This window comes from Flavobacterium zepuense (genome assembly GCF_007097145.1).
Taxonomy (GTDB): Bacteria; Bacteroidota; Bacteroidia; order Flavobacteriales; family Flavobacteriaceae; genus Flavobacterium; species Flavobacterium zepuense.
The window spans coordinates 149,438-173,198 of the sequence record NZ_VJVZ01000003.1 but is presented as its reverse complement, the minus strand read 5'-3'; the positions used below and the strand labels follow the sequence as shown (position 1 = coordinate 173,198).

Genomic DNA, 23,761 nt, shown 5'->3' with positions numbered 1-23,761 from the left:
AACGTGCAATAACCTGAAACTTTAAACCTGAAACTAATTCTTATTCTTCGTCCAGATAACGTTTTGTTATGGGCTGGTAGCTATCTATCCTGCGGTCGCGTAAAAACGGCCAGTGTGTACGATAATGGTCGGTTGCTTTAGTGTCAATCTCAAGTACGGTAGTTTCTTCATCGTCGTGCGATGCCAGGTAGATTAGCTTGCCCTGCGGATTGGCAACAAAGCTGCCACCCCAAAACTTCATGGCGCCATCCTGCTCAAAGCCCACGCGGTTAACGCTAACTACGTGAACGCCGTTTGCTACAGCATGGGAGCGTTGAATAATTTGCCAGGCATCGTACTGCTCTTTGTTAGTGTCTTCGTCCTGATCTGTAGCCCAGCCAATAGCGGTAGGGTAAAACATAACTTCGGCACCCATAAGGGCTGTTATGCGGCTTGCCTCAGGGTACCACTGGTCCCAACAAATAAGGATACCAATCTTGGCATACTTGGTCTGGAACGTTTTATAACCCAGGTCGCCGGGTGTAAAATAGAATTTTTCATAAAACGCCGGGTCATCCGGAATATGCATCTTGCGGTATTTGCCAAGGTAGGTACCATCGGCATCAATGACGGCAGTAGTATTGTGGTAAAGGCCTTCGGCACGTTTTTCAAAAAGCGATGCAATTATAACTACATTAAGCTCTTTAGCTACAGCAGTTAAAGACTCGGTGCTCGGCCCAGGAATGGCTTCTGCCAGTTTAAAGTTCTCGTAATCTTCTACATCACAAAAATAAAGCGATGTAAACAACTCCTGTAAACACACAATCTGTGCGCCCTTAGCGGCGGCATTGCGCACTTCGCGTATTGCTTTTTCAAGATTTTGCTGCTTATCTGCAACACAACTCATTTGCACTAATCCTATTTTTACTTTACCCATGGTATGTATATAAAATTGAGGCGCAAATTTACGTAAAAAAGTTGGTTTTTTAAATAGGGTAGGGTGTTAGGGTTTGGTTAAATGAGGATGTAGTTAGGTATTATTTTAAAGATTTTCCAAAAATATATCCGATACTAATTCCAAGAATATGCTCTTTATTGATTTCTTTCCACTGTAATTCAAAATTTACACTTGGTTTATCTTCTTTATCTTTCAAGCTAACTGGAATTCCTAGTTTCCAGTTGGTGCTTTCAAAGGTTTTATAATTACGCTCTACATATGCGCTAAGACCAATAATATCTTTTATAAAAAAACTAATACACTCTAATTTTATGCTTTTTGTAATACCTTTTTTGAATTCTCCAACGTATATATTATCCTTAGATTCTACTGCTTGGTTTAGGCCTCCCTGACTTTGAATGGTTTGAAAATCATATGATTTTAATTCCTGAGACATAATATTATTATTATTAAAAACAGAAGCAGATCCGGTAAGATAAAGTACTCGGCTTGAATTCCATTTTTGCATAAATGTTAATAGTCCCGCAAACTTATAGTTTAAAACATTATTTGTGCCAAAATTTGAATTGGTAATTGAAGATGAAATTTTATATTCATGCTCAGTAATAGGGAGGTAACCATATATAGTGAACCACCATTGTGAGATATGATTATAAAGATTATTATCTGTTAAAAATTTTTCTTCTGCAGTGGCTATTTTTTCGTAAGTTTTGATATAAGTTTCCTGAACCTCATTTTTTCTATCTTGATCGTTAGGTTTAGTGTATTCTATTTTTGCTTCAAGTTCAGTATCAATAGTAATTGTATCTTTAAATTTTGCCAAATCTGCTGCAAACTCTTTTTGCAGATAGTTGATTCTATGCTCTTGCATAGCTACTCTTTGATTTCGACTAAAATTAATATTTCTACCAAACAAATAAGTATATCTAGCACTAAAACCAAGTTCTTTAGAATACTCTTTTTCTTTATAAATGGTAACAAAACCATCTTTTGATTTTGCATGTGCACCAATATTAAATATATGTTTTAGATTATCGATTTTGCTTTTGGCGCCGACGTTAATATTATATCCAAAAAAAAATGCTCCTTCGTCTGTATCAAGTACTGCGTATGTCTTTTGTAAAGATAAATCTTTAGAAGAAGTTACATATGATGCTATGTTATTTGCAAAGAACATATTTAACATCTTTGGGTTATATGCTTTATCCTTTATTTTTTCAATTTTTGAATTTAGTTCTGAATCAGTTAATGAATTTCCAGTTATTTTAGAATTTAAATTATTAAGCAATTTTGATTTATTACTTGAGACCTTAAAATCATTATTATAATTAATGAATGTATTTGCAATTTCTGATATTTCTGTAGGAACTTCATGAATACCATTTTGTTGTTGTGCAAAAATGTTGACATATATTAATATGAACAACAATGAAAGTAATTTTGTTTTCATAAGTAAGGGTTTTTAAATTAATTACTCTCCAAAACTACCTCACTCCCTTTACTTCTACAACAGTATAAAACCTATACCCAATAATATTTTGCCTAATTAACTTAAAAACAATACACTATGTGCTATTTGTTAAGAAAAAACTCATATTTTAGCTACATACTATGTAGGCATATAACTATTGATTATTAGGGTTTTACCTATTGTGGTTTTAATGCAGTTTTAGCAGCTTTACATGAAACCAATTATTAACCAATAAAACTTTTAATTATGAAGAAAATTTTACTAGCTGTAGTGTGTCTTATTGTTGGGCTTGTACTAGGAATTCTTTTCTGGCATGGCGATGATAAATTAAATTGTTCTATTTGCTCAGATGTTGTTATTGTTGATAAACTTTTATTGTCGGGTGATAACTCATGGAGACAAGCTAACGAGAAATTTATATGCAGCGAAGATCAGAACTATATATCTATAAATCTTCCATGCATTGGGAATGTGCAAAGCCAGGCCGAGTGGATAAAAAATAATAAGAATAAATTAGAATACATACTTACGAGAAGACATGCAGAAATCGATCATAGGGTACCGATATTAAATTATGCAACAGGAGATGATAGAATAACTCTTAATGACCTAAAAAGTAAAATTAAACTTGGTGGAGGTAATTGGGATACTGATAAATATGATAATTATTTAAATTTTTCGTTTGACACAACTAATAAACTTAGAGTTGATTTATCGGTAAATCATGACCCTCAGGCATTTTGCTTTTCAATTCAGCTTTTCAAAGCAATAATAGAAAATAATGCACTTCCTGCAAATCCAACATTTGAATTCAAAAAAATTAACTTTGCTAGTAAGGATATACTTGTATTTTGGGTTTTAGGTGCAGGGGGTGCTTATTATGATTTTTCTGAAAATCCAAAATTTACAAAAGACAGTACTGGTGAAAAAATAATAAAATCTGTTAAATAAGGATGTTAGAAATCTTACATATTTACTTCGGTAATTTTGTGAGAACACTTGTTTTCATAACATTTTTGGTATGTTCATTTTCCTTAAAATTTAAGAAAAAAGAACATACCATATTATTTTTAATATTATTAGTTTGTTTTTGTGCGGAAGCCTTAAATGCAATTTTTAAATTTTACGGAAAGAGTACTGCTGCAGGTTCAAACATTACCACCATTTTATACTATGGGTTATGGCTCATGTTAATAGGTTATGAAGTACAATTTAAAAAAATATATAGTTTTATTCTATGTTTATTTTTTATTGTTGCGCTTCTAAATATAACATTGTTTGAAGGGATAAATGAATTTGACTTTTCAACATATATAATAGGCGCATTCGTATATATTTCAACTTTTATATATGAGAGTTTTCGGCAGTTAAAAAGGGAAAATTTTAATTATTTTTTATCAAATCGTTTTCTGCTTTATTCGGCTCCAGTTCCATTAATGCTTGGACTAAGTTTTTATTTTGGTTTTAAAGATATATCACTTGGAGAATACATAGTATTTAGTAGATTTAAATTTTATGATTTTATATGCTACTCGGTAAATTTCATTTCCTATGCATTGCTAAATATTTATGTTTATCGCGAAGTAAGAAAGAATGAAACACCATAGTAGTATCGCATTCGGAATCATTATTGGTTTACTTTTTGTAAGCCTTTTGGTGCTTTTTTGTGCGCTTATTATTAAACTCTACATCCACAAAATAAAAACCTATACAAAGGTTATTTACCAAAAAGACCTCGACTTCCAGAAAACGCTTACTACTACAGTAATAGAAACCCAGGAGCAGGTGCTAAATAACATCTCTCAGGATCTGCACGACGATGCTGGTCAGCAGCTTACCTGCATCAATTTCTTTATAGAAAACCTTAAGCTGGATAGCCCGGAGCTTACCGATGTTTTGCAACCCATATCAAATTCGGTTTACCAGCTTTCCAATTCCATTCGCAGTATCAGCCACTCTTTAAACAATCAGTTGCTAATGCAGCAGGACCTTTTTAAGGCTATTGAAGCTGAAACCGACCGCCTACAAAGCAATGGCCGTATTACCATTAATTTTGTACAGGAAGGTATTGAGACTAAAACATTTGGCACCAATCAAAAAATTGTTGTTTACCGTATCTTTCAGGAAATTATTAATAATATCTTTAAACATTCTAAGGCTACTGAAGTGGAGGTTGCTTTAAAAAGCAGTCCCATTTTTACAATGATCATTAGCGATAATGGTACCGGGTTTGATTATAATGCGGTTAAAAACAGCGATAAAGGCATTGGGCTTAAAAACATTGTAAGCAGGGCGCAAATTATTAATTTTGATGTAGATATAGTTTCTAAGCCGGGCAGGGGCACTACAATTACGGTATTTGAAAATAACACACCTTAAGTATGGAGAAAATTACAATTGGCATTATAGACGACCATAAAATTGTGAGGCAGGGCTTAAAAGAGTTGCTGGAAAAAATAAGCAATTATAAGGTTACCCATGAGTTTGAAAGTGGTAACGATTTTATTGCTGCCCTACCGTTACAAGATGCTCCCCAATTGTATATTGTAGATTATTCTATGCCCGGTTTAAACGGACTCGATGTGCTTAAATTTTTAGAAGAAAAGGAAGAAGAATATAAAGTGCTGCTCCTAACGCAGCATTTTGATGAAGATATTATAGATGCTGCCTATCACTATGGGGCAAGAGGTTTTTTACATAAAAACTGCACAGCCCAGGACCTAAAATATGCTATAGATAACATTGCAAAAATTGGCTACAACAATGTGGTGGAAATTTTAAAGCGGGTACGCAAATATGATGCATCGCAATCTAAAAACCAAACCAATAGTATTGTGCTTTCGTTCAGGGAACAGGAGTTTTTAAAGCTGGTTTGCGATGAGCGCGAACTGACCTATGAACAAATGGCCGATATCATGTCGCTTTCAGTAAAGTCTATAGAGTCATACAGGACGGCTTTGTTTGAGCGGTACAACATAAAGTCGAAAGTTGGGCTGGTGCTGTTTTCGTATAAAAACAAACTGACCGACCCGTTTTTATAACTTAAAACACCGACTTGTAAAGCGTATACCCCGACGTTATTATAATAAGAGTACCCACCATAAAAAATAATACCCTTTTGTTAATACGCGATGCCGCATAAGCACCTATAGGGGCGGCAAGAGCGCCACCGGCAATAAGGCCTAATATTATCTGCCAGTGTTTTACGCCTAAAAAGAATACAAAAATGGCCGTTGCAAAATAGGTAATAAAAAATTCAGCAGTATTAACGGTGCCAATAGCCTCGCGCGGATCTTTGCCCTGACTTAACAGATTAGAGGTTACAATAGGGCCCCAGCCACCACCGCCTATGGTGTCTAAAAATCCACCTACTAAAGCCAGTAATGGTGCTTTTTTAACTGTTTTGTTTTTGGTAGATTTATTAGCTATGCCCTTGTAAATTATATAGCTGCCCAATAGTATTAGGTAGGCCGATATATAGGGTTTAATTATGTTACCATCAAAATAGTCGCTTATTAAGTAGGCCCCTAAAACAGCACCCAGCGTACCTGTAATTACAATTTTAAAGAACAGGCCCTTATCTATATTATTAAATTTTATGTGCGACAGGCCCGATATACCCGTAGTAAATATCTCTGAGGTATGCACACTTGCCGAAGCCAGGCTGGCCGGTATACCAAAGTTCATGAGCAGGGTAGTACAGCTAACGCCATAAGCCATGCCCAGTGCGCCATCTACCACCTGCGCAAAAAAGCCAATTGCAAGAAATATAAAAAAAGTACTGTCAAAACTTAAAGTACCATTAGTTACTTCGCCAATTAACAGGTAAGCAAAGTAGCTTATTATTATAAGTTTTAGTAATAGCATTGTAATGGCTATTTGCCTGAATGTTATATTATTTGTAGCCCTTTCAAGCTGTAGTATTATCTTTGTCATTCTCAAAACCGTAATAGTATACTAATTCTATAGAGTAATAGTGTTGCAAATATAGTAAAGCAAATTAATTAACGGTGTATTTAAATGATAATAGTGTTATAATAAAAAATTATTTTGCTGTAAGCCGTAGATTACATTTTGTTACTTAACTTTATGGTTAAATCAACAATTACATTTTCTATGGAAAACACAAATGCATCATCTGATATAATTGACAATATTTTTACAGATGAAAGCCAGATACCCGAACAGTTCAGAATACCCGAAATACACCAGCGGGAGTATCTTTTAAACGGAGAACTGGTACAATGGGATGGCGATGTAACCGAGGTTTTATCTCCGGTTTATATTAAAACTGCCGACGGGCTTAAACGTAAACTTGTGGGCACCATACCGCACACTACCCCAAAAGAATCTATGGAGGCTTTAGATGCCGCCGTGGCTGCCTATAATAACGGGCAGGGCGTTTGGCCAACCATGAGCGTGGATGACCGAATTAAATGCATGCAAAAGTTTGTGTATTTAATGATACAGCAGCGCGACCTGGTTATTAAGCTTCTAATGTGGGAAATTGGTAAAACGCTGGGCGACTCTACCAAAGAGTTTGACCGTACTGTTGAGTACATTAACGCTACCATAGATGCTCTTAAAGACCTTGACAGGGAATCATCGCGCTTTCAGGAGGCTGAAGGTACAATTGCACAAATAAGGCGTGCGCCACTGGGTGTGGTGCTTAGTATGGGTCCGTTTAACTATCCGCTAAACGAGATATTTACTACCCTTATCCCGGCACTTATAATGGGTAATACCATATTATTCAAGCTGCCTAAGCACGGTGTTTTGGCTCACTACCCATTATTACAGGCATTTAAAGAGGCTTTTCCTGCAGGAACGGTTAACACGCTTTACGGTAAAGGATCTGAAATTATTTCGCCATTAATGGAGAGCGGTAAAGTTAATGTGCTTGCATTTATTGGTACCAGTAAAGTGGCTAACGGACTTAAAAAGCTACATCCTAAAGTAAACAGGCTAAGGGCTATTTTAAGCCTTGATGCTAAAAATGCAGCTATTGTTACTAAAAACGCCGACCTTGATGTTGCCGTTAGCGAGTGTATTTTAGGATCGTTATCGTTTAACGGTCAGCGTTGTACGGCACTTAAGCTGATCTTTGTTCAGAAGGATGTGGCCGATGAATTTGTGAAAAAACTGGCTGCTGCCGTTGCTGCCCTTAAACCGGGATTACCGTGGGATAAAGATGTAAAAATTACCCCGGTGCCCGAAGCTGATAAACCTGCTTATCTTAAAGCCTGCCTTGATGATGCCATTGCAAACGGTGCAAAAATTATTAATGAAAATGGTGGTTATGCCAACAACTCGTTCGTGTTCCCATCTGTAGTATATCCGGTTAATGATAAAATGACATTGTACCATGAAGAGCAGTTTGGGCCAATTGTACCGGTTGTGCCTTTTGATACTATTGAAGAGCCTATAGACTACCAGATAAACGCATCACACGGTATGCAGGTAAGTATATTTAGTAACGACCCTATGGAGGTTGCTAACCTTATAGATCCGTTTGTTAACCTTGTAAGCCGGGTAAACATTAACTGCCAGTCGCAGCGCGGGCCAGACGTTTTCCCTTTTACAGGAAGGAAAGACAGCGCCGAAGGTACACTATCGGTATTTGATGCGCTTAGGTCGTTCTCTATCCGTTCATTAGTTGCTACAAAAGCTACCGATGCCAATAAACAATTGTTCAATACCATTGTTAGGGATCACGATTCTAATTTCCTTAGTACCGATTATATTTTTTAATTGTAGTACAATATACAAAGCAAGGGCAGCCAATTGGCTGCCTTTTGTTTTAAAGTATAGGTTTTAGTGGTATGCATTAACATGCCTTTCGGGTAATATTACTGTAAAGGTAGAACCCTCATTCTCTACGCTATGTGCCTGTATATCGCCGTAGTGGTTCTGCATTATTTTTTTACAAAGTGCCAGGCCTATACCCGTACCGGTATATTCGCTCTTGCTGTGCAGCCTCTGAAAGATATTAAATATCTTATCGGCATACTTTTGGTCAAAGCCAATACCATTATCCTTAAAGTCAATTTTATAATAATGACCTGTTGCTTTAGGTCCGAAAGTTTCTATAGCTTCGGCAGTGGTAAGTGCTTTACTTGTAATGGTAATTACTGGGGGTACACCCGGTTTATTGTATTTTAATGCGTTTGATATAAGGTTGCCAAACAACTGCGACATTTGTAGCGGTATGGCATCTATAACCGGCAGGTTATCATAAATTACCTGTGCGTGGCTTTGCTCTAATATCAGCTCAAAATCGCTTATAATATCATTGGTAATTTTGGTAAGGTTTACCGGCGTAAACACCTGGTGCTCTTTAGATAGTTGCGAATAGCCCAACACATCGCGCACCAGGGTTATCATCCTGTCTGCCGACTTGTTTATTTTATTTAGATAGCTTTGCGAACGTTCATCTATACTATTCAGGCTTTCGCTAAGCATATTAGCAAAGATGCTTATTTTGCGTGCCGGCTCTTGTAAATCGTGCGATGCAATGTAAGCAAACTGTTCCAGCTCCTTATTGTTTTGCATCAGGGCATTGTTGGCATCGGCAAGCTCTTCGTTAGTGGCCTGTAACTCCTCGGTACGCTCTGCTACCTGAAACTCCAGTTCCTGTTGTAATGTTCTTTCTTCGGTTACATCCTGTGCTACCCCCGTTAAAAATTCGGGCTTACCTTCACTATCATAAAATACCTGTGCTACGGCGTGTACTATCCTTACCTGGCCGGTAGTGCGGTTTACAATAGGGTGTTCATTATCATATACACCCGACTCGCTTTTTATAGCTGCCACTATAGCATTGGGCACCACGTTGCGGTATTCCGCAGGCAAGGGGTTGTATGCACTGTCAATATCTTTGGTAGCTTCGGCAAAGCCCAGCCAATCCATAAAGCGTTCAGAATAGGTAAACGTATTATCCTTTATATTATAACGCCAGTTGGCGAGCTGTGCAAGTTCTATAGCGCTACGCAATGATGCCTGTGTATTTTCCAGGTTTTGCCTTGCAGTAACGGCTTCGGTAACATCTATAGCAATATCTAATATTGCGTACACCTCGTTATTTTCATCAAAAAGAGGGGTGTAGGTAATGTTGTAATAATTATAGGTCATTACACCGTTTTGAACGATCTTAACCTGCGAGCCGTAACTCTGGAACATTACACCGGTGGTAAAAACATCGTCTAATATTTTCAGGAAGGGCTGGCCTTCGGTAAGCAGTTCGGGCATGGCTTCGCGCAACGGCTTGCCCACAATATCCCATCCTTTGCCCACAATATCTATAAAGGTTTGGTTGGGCAGCTCTACAATAAGGTCGCGCCCCACAAACAGGCCCATGCCCGCTGGGGCAGTAGCTATAATAGATTTTAACCGCGCCTCACTGGCCTCAACGCTTTTGCGTGAGCGTACCTGCTGGGTAACATCGGTAGCTACAACAAGTATGTTTAAAAATGTTCCGTTTAAATCATATCTTGGCTGGTAGGTAAGGTTTACATATATTGCCTCAAGTATGTTATTTCTAAGAAGCGTAACTTCTACCTCATTAGCAATATATGCATTACCTGTGGCAATAACATTGCGCAATATGTTATCAAAGCCCTGGCCGGCAAGTTCCGGTAGTGCTTCAAGCAATGGCTTGCCCACAATATCTTCGGGTTTACGGCCTACAAGTTCACCATAAAAAGGGTTGGCCATTGTAAAAGTAAGGCCTTCTTCTATAATGGTTGCGATACCCACGGGCGAGTCTACAAACGATGCTAACAGCTGGCGCTGGCTTTCCTCTATTTTTTGCTGGGAAAGTATCTGATCTGTAACATCAATAGCCATATCCATAATGGCATATACTTTACCTTCGGCATCAAAAAGTGGCTTGTAAGTATAGTCAAAATAATATGTACGCAGGGTACCATCAAGGTTAAGCATTGCCGGGGCGGCTTTTTCTTCGTGGGTAATCCCGGTTTCGTATATTCTATCTAAAATATCTAAAAAGGGTTGGCCTATAAGTTCCGGTACGGCTTGTGCCAAAGGCTTGCCAATAACTTTTTTAGTTTTGCCCCAGTAGCTAATCATAATATCATTAGCCACGTCTATAACCATGTCTTTACCGGTAAACAGGCAGGTAGCCACAGGAGCTTCCTCCACCATAGACCTAAAGCGCTCTTCGCTTTGCACAAGGGCAATACGCTGGTTTTCCTGTAGTGTAACATCGCGCACCGTACCGGAAAACATTACTGCGTTACCCGCAGAATCAAAAGTATTGGCACCCATAACTACAATGCGGTGTACAGAGCCGTCATCCCAAATGGTGCGCGGAGAGTAAATAAACTCGTTATTAGCCTTACCGCTTTCCAATGCAGCTGCCCTTGCGGCCATGTCATCCGGGTGTATACGGTCTATAAACGATTTGCGGTGCAGGTCTTTATTATTGCGGTTGCCTGTAAGTATACCAGCAAATGTAGGGTTATATTCCATACGGCCGCTGCGCAAATCTACCTGAAACAAGCCCAGACCGGCACTTTTAATAGCCAAGTCGGCCATGTGGTTGGCGTTATCTATTTCCTTTTGTGCAAGGCGGCGTACTGTAATATCCTGTAAGGTACCGTTAAAGCGATAACATTCTTTATCATCGTTAAACCAGGCGCGGCCTTTAGCGCGCACAATTATTTTTTTGTTGGTAATAGGGTTAAGGATGATATATTCTACATCATAATGCCCACCCGACTCATAATTCATGGCAAACTCAATGGCCTCCTTAACGCGCCTGCGGTCTTTTTCTACAATAACATCGGTAGCGGCACTAAGCGGAATTTCTTCCTCGGGCTGTAAGCCAAACCAGGCTTTTAAGCGCGAATTGCCTTTAAACCTGCCGGTTTCGGGGTTAAGGTCCCAAGTACCGAGCTCGGTGGCATCAATGGCAAATTCAAGCTGGTTCTTGCTATCCTCTAAATTTTTTATAGTAGTAATTTTCTCGGTAGTTTCGGTACAAACCACAAGTACACCCTCTATTTCACCGCTATCGCCATTGACGGCGCTGTAGCTAAACGTCCAGTAGCTATCCCTGAATTCGCCGTCCCTAAAACGGGGTAGTTTCATATCTTCAAACCAAACGCCATCGCCTTCGGTCATTACTTTATCTATAAGCGGCTGTATGGTATCCCATACCTCCGGCCAGCATTCTTTGGCTTTTTGCCCAAGTGCAGACGGGTGCTTGCCGTCAAAGCCAAGGGTTTTGCGGTAATCGTCATTATAAAATTGTATGTGGTGCTCTCCCCAGTATAAAAACATAGGAAATTTAGAAGCCAGCAGCATGGCTACTGCATTACGAAGGCTTATAGGCCAGTTTTCTATTGGGCCAATGGGTGTTGCAGCCCAGTCATGGTTGCGTATAAGCGCTCCCATTTCGCCACCGCCCCTCAAAAAAGTATATACGTTACTTTGGTTTTCCAAACTCAAAAATTTATAGTAAAGTGCTAATGTAAATTGAAAATCTAAAAAATTAAATATACTATTATTTCTTAATCCTTATGGTATAAGGTATAAAAACACCCCTAAAAAATGCAGGGTGCTGCCGCCCAGTACAAACAGGTGCCAAATGGTATGGTTATAAGGTATTTTTTCTTTGGCGTAAAAGTAAATGCCAAAGGTATAGCACAGCCCTCCGCTTAAAAGATAGAACAACGCCCCGGCAGCCATATTTTCTATTAAAGGCTTAATGGCAATGATTATAAGCCACCCCATAAGGGCATACAGGGTTAGCGATATTTTTTCTGACTTGCGCAATGGCGAAAACTTGAAGATAAATCCGGCAATGGCAAATGCCCATATAAGCCCAAAGATCGTCCAGCCCCAAACGCCTTTAAGCCCTAAGAGCGCTATTGGAGTGTAGGAGCCTGCAATTAACACGTAAATACAAAGATGGTCTATACGTTGCAGTATGCGCTTCCATTTAAGCCTCCAGGCGGCATGATAGCAAGCAGATGCCGAATACAGTAAAACAAGGCTTACGCCAAACACTATAGATACTGCTATGTGCAGCATTGTTCCTTTAATTACCGAATAGGTTATCATGGCTATTAACGCAGCCACTGATAGTACTGCCCCCGTGCCGTGGGTAATAACGTTCCACATTTCTTCGCGTTTCCTGTTCTTTTTTGCCATGATAATTAGTGTTACTACAAAGATAATTAAAGTTTTGCGCCACCTTATTAAAGAAATTGTAAATAAGGTTACCATGCCAAAAAACGTGTTATCACATTGCAATTGAAATACCAGTTTAGCGATATCCTTCTTTTTATATGGTCTTTTCGACCTTTTGAGTAAAAAAACTTTATATATTAAGAAAAATGCAATAGTTTTATGCTTTGGTGCAAACGATGTAGCACCGTTAAAAAATAACCAATCTTTAATAGTTAAAATGAAAACGTTTAAAAACAGTTTTTTAATTGTACTCGTAGTGGTTTTAGGCATGGCAAATAAAGCTATGGCCAAGGTAACGTTACCTACTTTTTTTACGGACAACATGGTGCTTCAGCAAAAAAGCAGCGTACCGTTTTTTGGTGCCACCAGTGCGGCAACCGTAAAAGTTACCACCTCTTGGGATAACAAATCGTATTCGGCTACAGCCAAAAACGGCAAGTGGGAGGTTAGCCTTGCCACGCCAAAATTTGGTGGCCCGTATACCATTACCATTAACGATGGCGATAACCTTGTGCTTAAAAATATCCTTATTGGTGAAGTATGGCTGTGCAGTGGACAAAGTAATATGGAAATGCCCTTAGAAGGTTGGGGTAAGGTAGATAATTATAAAGAAGAAATAAAGAACGCTAATTATCCTGAAATACGCCTGCTACAGGCAGAGCATGTAGACAGCGCAGTGCCGTTAGAGACGCTACAGGTGCAAAACGGCGGTTGGCAGGTTTGCAGCCCCGCTGCCATTGCAGGGTTTTCGTCTACCGCATACTTTTTTGCAAGAAAGGTGTATAAAGAAAAACACGTTCCCATTGGGCTTATCCACAGCTCCTGGGGTGGGACGGTGGCAGAAGCTTGGACAAGCGCCGGTGCCCTGAACACCATGCACGATTTTGATGAGGTACTTAAAGGCATGGCATCTGAACCTAATAAAAATGACCTTCAGAAAAAATTTGATGCTGAAATAAAAGTTTGGAATGAAGAGCTTGAAAAAGCGGATAAAGGCGGTTTGCAGGGTAACACTGCAGTTTTTGCAGGTACTGATTATAATGATGCATCATGGAAAACCATGCAGTTGCCCAACTTTTGGGAATTTGATGCCCTTGTGGGTTTTGATGGCATAGCGTGGCTTAGGAAAAAAATTACACTGCCCGAAAGCTTTGCAGGCAAAGATGCCGAGCTTGAATTTTATGCCGATGATAATGATAAGGTTTGGGTAAACGGTACCTACATAGGCGGTACCGATGGTTACACGGTACAGCGCCACTACACCATTCCGGGTAAATTATTAAAAAAAGGCAGCAACACTATAACCATACGTGTGTTTGATGGTACGGGCGGTGGCGGTATTTACGGCAACCCCGGCGATATGTTCATAAAATCGGGCAGTGAGAAAGTTTCCCTTGCTGGTGACTGGAAGTATGCCGTGGGTGTAGATACCAAAACATTGCGCCCGGCACCTTATCTGCCGCAAGGCCAAAACAGGCCATCGGCGCTCTATAATGCCATGATCCATCCGATATTAAAATACAAACTGGCCGGTGTTATATGGTATCAGGGCGAGAGCAATGCCGACAGGGCTAAGCAATACCAAACACTTTTCCCATTACTTATAAGCGACTGGCGTGCCAAATTCGGCAATAAAGATCTTCCATTTTATTTTGTTCAATTAGCTAATTATATGCAGGTAAAAGACCAACCGGGTTCATCGGCTTGGGCAGAACTGAGGGAGGCACAGCTTAAAACGCTATCGGTTCCTAATACAGGTATGGCGGTAATTACCGATATTGGCGATGCTAAAGACATTCACCCCAAAAACAAGCAGGAGGTGGGCGAGCGCCTTGCCCGTATTGCGCTGGCTAAAACCTATGGCGAGAAGATCGAGTATTCGGGTCCGGTGTATGCATCACACAAACAAATCAATAACATTATAACCTTAGAGTTTAAAGATAACAAAGGCCTTAAAACAGCCGACGGTAAATACCTTAAGGGCTTTGAAATTGCAGGCGATGACCAAAAATTTTACTGGGCTGATGCCAAAATAGAGAACGGTAAAGTGGTGGTTTCGGCAGCACAGGTGGCTAAACCGGTAGCGGTGCGTTACAATTGGGCCGATAACCCACAGGGCAATCTTACCAATGCTTCGGGATTGCCGGCATCGTCTTTCCGTACTGATACCTGGAAGGGCATTACTGAAGGCAATAAATAGATAGTAATCAATTTGATATATGAAAAAAACAGGGCAGTGGGTTATAACGGCGGCACTCGCTTTCATGGCGGGCATCACACCGCTTGTGGCGCAGCAAATTATCCCCGTAAAAACAAAAAATAACGCATTGGTATTGCAGGTAAATGCCGCTAAAGAGGTTAACACACTGTACTTTGGCGAAAAACTTGCTAACGATTCCGATTATACCAAAATACCGGGGCAGTACCACCAAGGCAACGATTATACCGGTATTTATAACGCTGCTTACACACCCTCCGGCTCCAAAAATTTACTGGAACCCGCCATTACGGTAACGCATGTAGATGGTAACACATCGTTAGATTTGCATTACGTTACCCACAAAACAACACAGGCAGGAGAGGGTGTATCGCAAACCGATATTACCCTAAAAGACCCGGTGTACCCGTTTGAGGTGCATTTGTTTATAACCGCTTATTTTGAGAATGATGTTATAGAGCAGTGGACTACTATTAAACATGCCGAAAAAGGTACGGTTACGCTAAACAAGTATGCATCGGCAAACCTATATATTAAAGGTAACAACAACTTTTGGCTGAACCACTACCACGGCGAATGGGCTAAGGAAATGCAACCCGAAGAAACCCGTTTAACACACGGTATTAAGGTGCTGGACTCTAAACTGGGTACGCGTGCCAACTTGTTTATGCCATCGGTATTTATGGTATCGTTAGAAAAACCGGCAACTGAAGATGAGGGCAAAGTACTGTTTGCAGGCTTGGAATGGAGTGGTAACTTTAGGACCGACCTTGAAATAGACCCGCTTAATAATTTAAGGATCATATCGGGCATTAATAATGCCGCTGCTGATTATAAACTGGCTAAGAACGAAGTGTTTACTACCCCTAAATTTTGGTATACACTCTCAACCAAAGGTAAAGGCTTTGCAAGCCGCAACCTGCACGACTGGGCACGAAGCTATAAAATTTTAGACGGTAAAGGTACTCGGTCAACCCTGCTTAACAATTGGGAGGCCACTTATTTTGATTTTGATGAAACCAAGCTTAAAGGCCTTATTGCCGATAGTAAAACTTTGGGTGTTGACCTGTTTTTGCTGGATGATGGCTGGTTTGGCAACACCCACCCGCGTAATGACGATACAACATCGTTAGGCGACTGGGATGTAAATAAAAAGAAACTGCCTAACGGTATTGCCACGTTGGTACAAACCGCTAAAGATAATAAGGTAGGCTTTGGCATATGGATTGAGCCCGAAATGGTTAGCCCTGCCAGTAACCTGTACAAGCAGCACCCGGATTGGGTTATTAAACAACCCGAAAGGCCGGAGCATTATTTTAGGAACCAGTTGGTGTTAGACCTTTCTAACTCTAAGGTGCAGGATTTTGTTTTTGGCGTGGTAGATAACCTTTTTACCCAAAACCCACAACTGGCCTACATTAAATGGGATTGTAACGCAGTAATTTACAATGCGTATTCAAAAAATTTAAAAGCGAATCAGTCTAATTTATATACCGATTATGTAAACGGTCTTTATAAAGTGCTGGAGCGCATTCGTACCAAATACCCTAAAGTGCCTATGATGCTATGCTCAGGCGGGGGTGGGCGTGTAGATTATGCTGCGCTTAAATACTTTACAGAGTTTTGGCCCAGCGATAATACCGACCCGTTAGAGCGCGTGTTTATGCAATGGGAGTACTCGTATTTTTATCCCGCGCTTACGCTCTCTGCCCACGTTACCGATTGGGGCAAACAGCCTATTAAATACCGCACCGATGTTGCCATGATGGGCAAACTGGGTTTTGATATCGTGGTAAAACACCTAAGTGAAACCGACCTGGCATATTGCCAGCAGGCTATAAAAAACTATTCGGCATTGGGTGCCACCATCTGGCAGGGCACGCAGTACCGCCTGCAAAGTCCGTGGGGCAACGATGCTGCATCGGTACTATACATAAACAAGAATGGCAATGAAGCGGTTATGTTTAACTATTTGGTAAACAGCAGGTATGATGCAGGCAGCCACAACCCGATAAAATTGAAAGGATTACAGGCAAATCAAAATTATCGTGTTGAAGAAATAAATGTATATCCCGGCAAAAAGCCATCGGTTGCAACCGAAACATTTAGCGGCGACTTTTTAATGCAGGTGGGCTTAAACCCAAATGTTAACACTACCAACACCAGTGTGGTTTTAAAGTTGACGAAAGTTTAAATTTACTATTAGTAGTGTATTATTTTAACCGGTAGTTTAAAGCTGCCGGTTTTTTTATGGTAACTATTTTATATTAGCATAGTAATTTACAATACGTCTCAAAACTCTTCCCTTACCCGATGCAAAATTACAACAGGAATTAAATCGCAGTACTGAAGTGGTTCTTTCAGTAAACAGGAAATCGCTTTTTTTTAAATATGATGCATTGTAAAGTATATACATGACCATTTTTATACTTTCTTGAAAAAATGCAAAAAAAGGGCGTATTCCAGAATCCAAAAGTGAAATATTAAAATGTAGTTTTTTGTTTATCAGTTGAATGTGGTTTCAATTTGTGTTGAAAATTATGTCTTAATTTTTCTTGCTAATTTTGTATACATTGTAAGTTTTTACATATAATTCTTGATTTTTAATTGATTATATTTGTTTTACAGCGAAACATTATGCAATACAATGTATTAAAAAGGTCGGGTTTAAAAGTCAGTGAAGTTAGCTTTGGGTGCATGTCGCTAAAATCAGAAAGTGCTGATAATGATATACTTATAAGCAGAGCGATAGAGGCAGGTATCAACCTTTTTGATACGGCAGACCTGTACGAAAAAGGCGCTAACGAGACACTGTTAGGCAAGGCTTTAAAGGGCAGGAGGCATGAGGTTTTGATTAGCACTAAGGTTGGAAACCGTTGGAAGCCAGATGGTTCAGGTTGGGATTGGGATCCTTCTAAGAAGCACATCCTCACGGCGGTAGACGATAGCCTGCGCCGACTTCAAACTGACCATATAAACCTGTACCTACTTCACGGCGGTACTACCGAAGACCCTATAGATGAGGCTATTGAAGCCTTTGAGCGCCTTGTAGATAGCGGAAAGATAAGGAGTTACGGGTTGTCATCCATCCGCCCGAACGTGATTAGGGAGTACGTAAACCGCTCTAATATCTCGGCCGTAATGACACAGTACAGCTTATTAGACCGCCGCCCTGAAGAAGAAACACTTAAACTGTTGTTAGATAATGAAATAGAAGTTTTGGCAAGGGGCGGTTTAGCCTCGGGATTGCTGGTAGATAAGCCTGTAAAAGACTATCTCGGACTTACTAAAGAACAGGTAACCAATATATTAACCGGTTTTGCAAATGCATTGCCCGAAGGCAGGTCAAAATCAGAAACTGCATTGCGCTATGTTGTTGACAACGAGGCGGTAACTACAGCGGTTGTTGGCATCAGGACTTTAGAACAGTTAGAAGATGTGCTGGCTTCGGCTAACGCTTCCTGCTTGACGGATAGCCAGTTAGCAGCACTGCGACAGGTGTGGCCGGGAAACAAATACCAGGAGCATCGATAATATAATTAATTAGCTATCTGATAGTTACGCTAAAAATGAAGAAACGGCACGAACAAAAGCTCATTATCCTTTCCATATTGATGCTCATGGCATTCAATATGCCGTTGCTGTTGCTTTTTGACAGCTCCGGTTCGGTAGGTGGGGTGCCGTTAATATACGTTTATTTCTTCTCTATATGGCTGATATCTATACTTATAAGTCTGTTTGTAATTAAAAGGTACTATGAGTAGCGCAACCCTTTTGCTCATATTATCGGTCTATCTTGGCCTGCTCTTCTTTGTGGCTCATTGGGCTGAGAAAAAGGCCAACGCCAAGTGGACTAACAATCCCTATGTTTACTCGCTCTCACTGGCCGTATATTGCTCAGCGTGGACGTATTACGGTAGCATAGGCGTAGCGGCAAAGTCGGGGCTTAATTACCTGCCTACCTACATAGGCCCTATCATCATTATACCTGCCTGGATGGTGGTACTCAGGAAGATAATCAGGATATCGCGCGTAAACAAGATATCCAGCATAGCCGATTTTATCTCACTCCGTTACGGCAACAGTCGGTTCTTAGGCGCTTTAGTATCAATGGTTTGCCTGTTCGGAATCCTGCCTTACATAGCGCTGCAACTAAAGGCTATAGCCGAGACTTTTCACGTGGTGACCAAAACATCGTTAAGTTCTAATTTCTTGAACGATACCACCACTTATGTGGCTATTGCACTTGCCTTATTTGCATCATATTACGGTACCCGTTATGTAGATGCTTCTGAGAAAAGGAAGGGAATTGTAACTGCCGTTGCAATGGAATCGCTATTAAAACTGTTCTTCTTTTTACTGGTAGGCCTTTATGTAACCTTCTTTGTTTTTGATGGCTTTGAAGACATCTACCTAAAAGCCAGCGTTATGGAAGATTTCGCCCAAAAGAATACTATAGGCGGGCTGCCACAGGCCATCAACTGGTTTTTGCTTTGTATAGTGTCGTTATTTGCCATTTTTTTGCTGCCCAGGCAATTTCAGATGAGTGTGATAGAAAACAACCGCGAGAGCCACGTGAAAACAGCGGTATGGCTATTTCCGTTATACTTACTACTCATAAATATATTTGTGTATCCCATAGCGTGGGGCGGCAACATTTTGTTTGAAGGCAGCCACGTAAATGCCGATACCTACTCGCTGCTTATCCCCCAATTAATGGGCAATAAAACCATTACGGTACTGGTATTTTTAGGCGGATTTTCAGCAGCGATATCCATGATTGTGGTATCGTCTATAGGCTTGTCTACCATGTTGAGTAATAACGTGTTGATACCCTACGGATTTTTAGGGGCATTAACCAGCGGCAGTACAGAGCAAAATACCAGGCGTATTGTAAACATAAGGCGTGTGGGCATTTTTAGCCTTATTATATTGGCATACTTTATATACCGCGTAGTGGTGCTGGATTATAATCTGGTGTCTATTGGGTTGGTATCGTTTGTTGTAATTGCACAGCTCGCCCCCTCGTTTTTTGGAGCCATAACCTGGAGGCGTGGTTCAAGAAGGGGCGCCATCTGGGGTATAATAACAGGCTTTGCTGTGTGTACCTACACGCTGCTTATACCGTATGCTACAGGAGCTTCGCACATTGGCAGCAGCTTTATTACCGATGGGCCTTTTGGCTACGCATTGCTAAAACCGTTTGCATTGTTCGGGCTTGATTATTTAACGCCCATTCCGCATGCGCTGTTTTGGAGTATGTTCTTTAACATCTTTGTGTTTATGGGGGTTTCGGTCAACTTTCGTGGAAACTACCGCGAGCGTAACTATGCCGAAATGTTTGTAGATATAGACAAGTATATTACCATGCACGAAAGCGCTTTTATATGGAAAGGTACGGCCTACACCAGCGATATTAACAAGGTCCTAAAGCGGTTTTTAGGTGAGGAGCGTACCAAACGTGCCATGAGCATCTTTCACACTAAATATGGCGTAGATAACAACCAGGATCTTGCCGATGCCCGGCTTATTAAGTTTGCCGAGAACCTGCTTACAGGGCACATTGGTACAGCTTCGGCTAAAATATTAATTGCCAGCGTGGTTAAGGAAGAAAAGATAACCCTACCCGAAGTGCTTAAAATATTGGAAGAGTCGCACGAGAACATCATCATCAATAAAAAGCTAACGGAAACATCTAACGAGCTTAAAGCCATTACCGGCGAGCTTAAAGAGGCAAACAATAAACTGATACTGAAGGACAAACAAAAAGATGAATTTTTAGATACCGTTACCCACGAGCTGCGTACGCCCATAACAGCTATTAAAGCTGCCAGCGAAATTTTGTATGATGATGACGAAGTTCCGGAAGAGTTGCGAAAACAATTTTTACAGAATATTATATCCGAGTCGGACAGGCTGAACCGCCTTATTGACAAAATACTCGACCTTGAAAAATTTGAGACCGGTAAGCAAAAGATAAATTCGGCGTACTACAACCTGGATCATACCATAGAAAAGGCTTTGGAGCCATTGCAGCAACTTATTCGCAACAAGGGCATAAGTATCCACCAGGTGCAATGCGGCATTACCGATGCGTTTTATGATGAAGACAGGATCGTGCAGGTTATTACCAATTTGATATCTAACGCTATAAAATTTTGCCCGGAGCATAATGGATGCATTTATATTACCGTTAATGAAGATGATACCCTGATTACAACCATAATTAAAGACAACGGCAAGGGTATTAACCCGGAGGATATTGAAACGATTTTTGACAAGTTTTACCAGTCTAACAACCAGAATATAAAGAAACCCGTGGGCAGCGGACTGGGCTTAGCCATTAGCCGCCAGATAATTGAATACCACGGTGGTAAAATTTGGGCAGAAAATAGGGAAGAAGGCGGTGCCAGCCTTATATTTACACTGCCAAAAAGCTAATTAAAAAAGGGAAACATACTTATTTGCAATGAAAAAGATACTGATTGTAGACGATGAGCCTAACATTGTGATGTCGTTAGAGTATACGTTTAAGAAAAATAATTTTGAGGTTTTTATAGCCCGCGATGGTCAGGAGGCACTGGACTTACTAAAAACGGAGAGTCCGGATGTGATAATATTGGATGTTATGATGCCTATGGTTGATGGCTTTGCCACGCTGGAGCAAATTAAAAAAGACGACAGGTTAGGAGACTGTAAAGTAATATTTTTATCGGCTAAAAATAAAGAAAGCGATATAGAGAGAGGCCTTTCGCTTGGGGCTAACCTTTATATGACCAAGCCATTTTCTATAAAAAAACTGGTAGAACAGGTTAATGAGCTTGTGGGGGTGTAAAATAACATTTCAATGTTTATTAGCCTCTGGATTTTCTTTTCCTGACCAATTTCCATTTGCCATTTTCACCTATATAATCAAAATCTGTAGTGCTATTCCTTTTATAACGCTCCTGTCGCGATTTTTTTAAGGGAATTGCGATTAGGTTGTCTAATTTATAAGTACTCTCTTCTGAAGCCCCATAGGCGCTTCCATCTAAAGTACAATGAATTATACCTGTGTCCGAATCAAATTCCGGCCTGTTCCAAATGGCAGTATTATCGGCCATATCGTAAAGGTTAACCAGTTTATTTTGAGCGGAATCATTTAAGTAGATACTAGTCCAGTCATTTCCATTCATATTTGAAGCCACTAATATAGTAAGATCTTCATCGCCATCTTTATCAAAGTCAGTAATTTTAAATTCAGAAATGATATGGCTGTCAGTTATTACTCTAATAGTCCACTCAGAAATATATATGTTTTCCTGAAAAGTCGATTTGTCATTATGAAATTGAGACAGGCTGGCTGTCGTGTCATTTATTATTTTAATTGAATAGTGCAAAGGTATATTTCCCTTTAGTACAAAATCTGAAACAAGGTTTTCTTTTTTCCAATCAATACCAAATGCCGATGTAGTATCCGTTGCGAATTCAAGTTTAAAATCAAGATGTTCAATGCCATCTGACAGAACAGTTTGGGCATAGATTCCGATAGACGAGATTAGACAAATTGCAGCAATTAGGAGTTTCATTTACAAAGAGATTTACCCTCCAAATGTAAATAATTGTTTGATATAGAGGCATAAAAAAACCTCCCGTTTTGGGAGGTTCTATATAAAATAATCAGGATTGATTACTTGTTTTTTCTTTCCATAAGTGCCATGTAAAAACCATCAAAACCACTATCAGATGCCAGTACTTTGTTGTCTTTTACAAAGGTAAATGCTTTACCGATTTCGGTAGCAAGGAACTTTTTAACCTGTTCCTGGTTTTCAGATGGTAGTACAGAGCAGGTAGCATATACCAGTTTACCGCCCGGCTTCACAATTTTAGAATAGCTCTCCAACACTTCTGCCTGAACTTTCCTTATGTTGTCTATAAATTCCGGCTGTAGCTTCCACTTACTGTCAGGGTTACGTTTAAGCACGCCTAAACCGCTGCATGGTGCATCTATAAGCACACGGTCGGCTTTTTCATGCAGTTTTTTTATAACCTTGGTACTGTCTATAATACGATATTCAATATTAAAGGCACCATCGCGCTTCGCACGGATTTTAAGTTGTTTAAGCTTGCTTTCATACAGGTCCATTGCAATAAGCTGGCCTTTATTTTCCATAAGCGATGCCATGTGCAGCGTTTTACCACCGGCACCGGCACAGGTATCTACCACGCGCATGCCCGGCTCAACTTCAAGAAAACGCGCCACAAGCTGAGACGACGCATCCTGAACTTCAAACATTCCTTCTTTAAATGCATCGGTTAAAAACACATTAGAACGCTCTTTTAAAACAAGCGCATCCGGGTAATCTTTATAAATCTCGGTATCTATATTAAGATCCATAAGCAAGGCGCGCAGTTTTTCGCGGGTAGTTTTAAGTGTATTTACACGTAAAATAACCTTAGCCTGCTCATTTTGTGCAGAAAGTTCTTTCTCCCATTGTTTTTCGCCAAGCTCCTTAACACCAAGTTCATCCATCCAGTCAGGAATAGATTCGCGGTATTTTCTTATTTTAGAAAGCTCATCGTAACGGCCTTTAATACGGCGAAGAGGCGTTTCCTCAAAATACTTCCAGTCCGGCAGGGTAATACCCCTAAGCACGGCCCATACGGCAAAAATGCGCCATAGGTTATCGCGGTCATACGGTTCTTTAACCTCTGCAATTTCGGAGTAAAGGCGCTTCCAACGCACAATTTCATATATTGTTTCGGCTACGAATTTTCGGTCGGCGCTGCCCCAGCGCTTGTCTTTTTTAAGGGCGCGGGCCACCACTTTATCGGCATATTCGCCATCGTTAAAAATAAACCCAAGCGAGTCTATAACCGTAAAACATAAATTCCTGTGTAATCTCATTGCAAAAAATTGAGCTGCAAAGGTACTATTTTT

At 40.1% G+C, this 23,761-nt stretch carries 18 protein-coding genes; 11 read left to right on the top strand and 7 right to left on the bottom strand.

The window, feature by feature from the left end; genetic code table 11:
- Positions 1–40 precede the first annotated feature (40 nt).
- Positions 41–916: a carbon-nitrogen hydrolase gene (locus tag FMM05_RS06045; protein ID WP_143372446.1), complete on the bottom strand. Its 876-nt coding sequence runs from the start codon at positions 914–916 to the stop codon at positions 41–43.
- Positions 917–1,016: 100 nt separating this feature from the next.
- Positions 1,017–2,387 (bottom strand): hypothetical protein, encoded by a 1,371-nt coding sequence (locus FMM05_RS06040; protein WP_143372445.1) that lies wholly within the window; start codon positions 2,385–2,387, stop codon positions 1,017–1,019.
- 267 nt (positions 2,388–2,654) lie between these two features.
- On the opposite strand from FMM05_RS06040, the gene FMM05_RS06035 reads away from it, so the two are divergent.
- Genes FMM05_RS06035 through FMM05_RS06020 form a run of 4 tightly spaced genes read left to right on the top strand, consistent with a single transcriptional unit; the run spans position 2,655 to position 5,449 of the window.
- Positions 2,655–3,359, top strand: coding sequence for a hypothetical protein (locus FMM05_RS06035; protein WP_143372444.1), 705 nt, complete (start codon positions 2,655–2,657; stop codon positions 3,357–3,359).
- Positions 3,360–3,361: 2 nt separating this feature from the next.
- The gene (locus FMM05_RS06030; RefSeq protein WP_143372443.1) at positions 3,362–4,015 is read left to right on the top strand and encodes a hypothetical protein; all 654 of its coding nucleotides are present in this window, start codon (positions 3,362–3,364) and stop codon (positions 4,013–4,015) included.
- Positions 4,002–4,787: a sensor histidine kinase gene (locus tag FMM05_RS06025; protein ID WP_143372442.1), complete on the top strand. Its 786-nt coding sequence runs from the start codon at positions 4,002–4,004 to the stop codon at positions 4,785–4,787. The genes FMM05_RS06030 and FMM05_RS06025 overlap by 14 nt, the downstream gene beginning before the upstream one ends.
- Positions 4,788–4,789: 2 nt before the next feature.
- Positions 4,790–5,449, top strand: a complete 660-nt coding sequence (locus FMM05_RS06020) for a response regulator transcription factor (protein ID WP_143372441.1) — start codon at positions 4,790–4,792, stop codon at positions 5,447–5,449.
- 1 nt (position 5,450) lies between these two features.
- On the opposite strand, the gene FMM05_RS06015 is transcribed toward FMM05_RS06020, so the two are convergent.
- The gene (locus FMM05_RS06015) at positions 5,451–6,344 is read right to left on the bottom strand and encodes a sulfite exporter TauE/SafE family protein (protein ID WP_143372440.1); all 894 of its coding nucleotides are present in this window, start codon (positions 6,342–6,344) and stop codon (positions 5,451–5,453) included.
- A gap of 180 nt (positions 6,345–6,524) precedes the next feature.
- Here FMM05_RS06015 and FMM05_RS06010 point away from each other — a divergent pair, with 180 nt between their 5' ends.
- Positions 6,525–8,159, top strand: coding sequence for an NADP-dependent glyceraldehyde-3-phosphate dehydrogenase (locus FMM05_RS06010; protein ID WP_143372439.1), 1,635 nt, complete (start codon positions 6,525–6,527; stop codon positions 8,157–8,159).
- Positions 8,160–8,222: 63 nt separating this feature from the next.
- Here FMM05_RS06010 and FMM05_RS06005 read toward each other — a convergent pair whose 3' ends face one another.
- Positions 8,223–11,873: a PAS domain S-box protein gene (locus FMM05_RS06005; protein ID WP_143372438.1), complete on the bottom strand. Its 3,651-nt coding sequence runs from the start codon at positions 11,871–11,873 to the stop codon at positions 8,223–8,225.
- A 75-nt stretch (positions 11,874–11,948) separates the two neighbouring features.
- Positions 11,949–12,584, bottom strand: a complete 636-nt coding sequence (trhA, locus tag FMM05_RS06000) for a PAQR family membrane homeostasis protein TrhA (protein WP_143372437.1) — start codon at positions 12,582–12,584, stop codon at positions 11,949–11,951.
- A 256-nt stretch (positions 12,585–12,840) separates the two neighbouring features.
- On the opposite strand from trhA, the gene FMM05_RS05995 reads away from it, so the two are divergent.
- The 6 genes from FMM05_RS05995 (at position 12,841) to FMM05_RS05970 (ending at position 21,676) form a co-directional block, all read left to right on the top strand.
- Positions 12,841–14,823, top strand: coding sequence for a sialate O-acetylesterase (locus FMM05_RS05995; protein WP_143372436.1), 1,983 nt, complete (start codon positions 12,841–12,843; stop codon positions 14,821–14,823).
- Between the two features lie 19 nt (positions 14,824–14,842).
- The gene (locus tag FMM05_RS05990; RefSeq protein WP_143372435.1) at positions 14,843–17,035 is read left to right on the top strand and encodes an alpha-galactosidase; all 2,193 of its coding nucleotides are present in this window, start codon (positions 14,843–14,845) and stop codon (positions 17,033–17,035) included.
- Positions 17,036–17,478: 443 nt separating this feature from the next.
- A complete protein-coding gene (locus FMM05_RS05985) occupies positions 17,479–18,375 on the top strand; it encodes an aldo/keto reductase (RefSeq protein WP_143372434.1) in 897 nt (298 codons plus the stop codon).
- 35 nt (positions 18,376–18,410) lie between these two features.
- Positions 18,411–18,605, top strand: coding sequence for a hypothetical protein (locus FMM05_RS05980; protein ID WP_143372433.1), 195 nt, complete (start codon positions 18,411–18,413; stop codon positions 18,603–18,605).
- Positions 18,598–21,282 (top strand): sensor histidine kinase, encoded by a 2,685-nt coding sequence (locus FMM05_RS05975; protein WP_143372432.1) that lies wholly within the window; start codon positions 18,598–18,600, stop codon positions 21,280–21,282. The genes FMM05_RS05980 and FMM05_RS05975 overlap by 8 nt, the downstream gene beginning before the upstream one ends.
- 28 nt (positions 21,283–21,310) lie before the next feature.
- A complete protein-coding gene (locus FMM05_RS05970) occupies positions 21,311–21,676 on the top strand; it encodes a response regulator transcription factor (RefSeq protein ID WP_143372431.1) in 366 nt (121 codons plus the stop codon).
- A gap of 19 nt (positions 21,677–21,695) precedes the next feature.
- Here the strand turns inward: FMM05_RS05970 and FMM05_RS05965 are convergent, their stop codons facing one another.
- Both FMM05_RS05965 and FMM05_RS05960 read right to left on the bottom strand, forming a co-directional pair.
- Entirely contained in the window at positions 21,696–22,409 is a 714-nt protein-coding gene (locus tag FMM05_RS05965) for a hypothetical protein (RefSeq protein ID WP_143372430.1), read from the bottom strand.
- Between the two features lie 101 nt (positions 22,410–22,510).
- Positions 22,511–23,728 (bottom strand): RsmB/NOP family class I SAM-dependent RNA methyltransferase, encoded by a 1,218-nt coding sequence (locus tag FMM05_RS05960; protein WP_143372429.1) that lies wholly within the window; start codon positions 23,726–23,728, stop codon positions 22,511–22,513.
- Positions 23,729–23,761 lie beyond the last annotated feature (33 nt).